This window comes from Butyrivibrio sp., assembly GCF_017940685.1.
Lineage (GTDB): Bacteria > Bacillota > Clostridia > Lachnospirales > Lachnospiraceae > Butyrivibrio.
Window position 1 is genome coordinate 1 of the sequence record NZ_JAGAYD010000109.1, and the last position, 2506, is coordinate 2506.

The window sequence follows — 2506 nt, forward strand, 5'->3', positions numbered from 1 at the left end:
ACATATCTTATCCCATAAAATGTAGTTATCTCAGTATTCAGCATTCCGCTATTGTCAGAGCACTGCATGGAAATGTACATGATCTCACCTCGCTTTCCGCAAAACAAAACAACCATCTACTAAATAATGATAATATAATTTATCACGTTTTGTCACTACCTATGTCGCTCAAATCTTAAAGTCTTTTACAAAGTCTTCAATAGTTGCAGCTGACGCAGATACTGTTGTTGCACTGTCATCAACTCCCTGGCTCTCTTCTGCAACCTGCTGAGCACTGACTGCCAGGTTGTCTGTTGTAGCTGTAACTTCCTGGGTGCTGGCACTTTGCTCCTCAGAAATTGCCGCCACAGAAGTTGCAATTGTATCTACGTTACCAATCTTGTCGATCATCTGCTGGACAGTTTCGCTGGTCACATCAAGGCTTGAGAAGATCTCTTCAAAGGTCTTGCCTGCTGTCTGAACAGCTTCTGAGCTTGCAGCAATCTCATCCATATTGGTCTGAGACTTCTCGGAAAGATCTTCTATCTGCTTGGTGATCTCTGTGATGATCTTGCCAATCTCAGTTGTGGACTCTGCACTGTTTGCAGCCAGCTGACCGATTTCCTGAGCAACTACTGCAAATCCCTTACCTGCTTCTCCGGCTCTTGCAGCCTCAATAGAAGCATTAAGAGAAAGAAGGTTGGTCTGCTCTGCGATTGAATTGATTATCTCTATGATGGAATTGATCTTCTGAGCTGATTCTCCAACAGCCTGAACGTCAGTGTTCATCTCAGTCATGGAACCTGCAATCTTGTCCATTCCGCTCTGAACGATCTCCATATCTCTCTGACCGTCCTTGGCCTTTCCAACAAGGTCCTGCACAGTTTCACTGGCTTCGTTGCCCTTTTCCATAAGGTCTGCCACCTCAGTTGCAAGCTCTGTTGCATTATTGGCAAGTTCTGATACCGCACTGGCCATACCATTCATTGCATCTCTTATCTGGCCCATATTAGTGGACTGCTCTGTTGCCTGGATATTCAGCTTACCAGAAGCATCGCGGCTGTTCTCTGCTTCTGTTGCAAGTCTGTCAGTCTCATCCTTAATATTTCCCAGTGCTCCCCTCATGTGGGATACAAAGCTCTTCATGTTGTTGTTCATAAGGCCGATCTCATCTTCGCCGCCCTCAGGGATCTCAACGGTAAAGTCACCATCTGTGATCCTTGTGATATTCTGCGTAAGATTTCCAACAGGCTTTGTTATCATTTTCCTGATAAGGAAGTACATGATCACTGATGCAACAATGATCATGATTACCATAAGAATTATGCTTACAAGTATGAATCTGTTCAGCTGTGCTAACACGTCATTTTTAGCAACTGATGAAATAAGAACCCACTCCGTTCCTGGAATGACGTTGGCTGCAACAAGATATGTAACTCCATTTTCAGATTCAATCTCTACAACGTCAGTTGAACCTGTGGTTGAAAAAGTGTAGGCTCCCTGCAGGAACTTAGCTTCAGGATGCTCTGACACTCTGGTACTGTTAAATGTAGGATCGAAGTAAGAAAGAATTATATCATGATAAAGCAGCATACAGCCTCCGGTCTTTACAGGCTTAAGAGAGCTGATAGTCTCCATGATACCATCCATTGTGTAATCGCAAGAAGCCACGCCAACTCTGGCATCTGCAAGTTTAACCTTTCTGGTAAAAGAAACTACGGTGCTTCCGGTGTCACTGTCTACATAGGGTTCACCTGCAAGGAAGGTGTCATGGCCTTCACCTTCAATGTACCAATCGCGCTCCATAGGAACATAGTCAGGATCAGGAACCCATCCGGAGGGATCAATCCAAGATCCGGTACTTGTAGCAAGATACATTCCATTTGGAACGTTTGGATTTTTGCTCATGGTAGGAATAAGAAAGCTTGCCATGGCATTGTCATTTGGAAATGACACAGCAGAAATAGCATCCGCCTGAGCGTCAAGATATTCCTGAAGATTGGTTATTTCTCTTCCAATTTCTTCAGCGTAGAAGTTGGATTCCTTCTGAAGGTTGTTCATGGCAAGGTCAGTAATAATATCCCTGGCCTGAGTTGCAACCACTACCATTATGATTATTATATCAATTGCAATTATAGGGATAAGTATCCTAAGTAGTTTACTGCTGATACTTTTTCCAGCTTTTACTAACTTCTTTGTATTTTTCTCTTTGTTTTTTCCCATAACCTTACTCCAATTCATTCAAAAGTATTATTAGCGATTACATAAAATGCAAACATTCGCTTTAAATCATAAATTAAATTATAAATTAAATTATCTAAAAATAGTTTATTTTTATAATATTTTAATAAGTTACTCCCATCTTATGAACAATAATTAGGCAAAAAAACCTCCTGAAAAAAATCAGAAGGTCTCGTCTATTACTCTCATAAAACGTATTCATTTTCCCATTGAAGCAATAAGTGCGTCAATCTCTGCCTGGCTCAGCATCTTACCTGGATCTGCGGCTGCAGGAGCTGCTGTTGCT

At 41.9% G+C, this 2506-nt stretch carries 1 protein-coding gene; it reads right to left on the reverse strand.

Going from position 1 to position 2506, the window contains the following annotated elements; all coding sequences use genetic code 11:
- Positions 1-168: 168 nt before the first annotated feature.
- The gene (locus J6I68_RS06950) at positions 169-2202 is read right to left on the reverse strand and encodes a methyl-accepting chemotaxis protein (protein WP_292218858.1); all 2034 of its coding nucleotides are present in this window, start codon (positions 2200-2202) and stop codon (positions 169-171) included.
- Positions 2203-2506: the final 304 nt, after the last annotated feature.

What these genes read in the sequence shown, in the direction of transcription:
- J6I68_RS06950 (WP_292218858.1), bottom strand. Translation starts at nt 2,202, where the DNA reads ATGGGAAAAAACAAAGAGAAAAATACAAAGAAGTTAGTAAAAGCTGGA.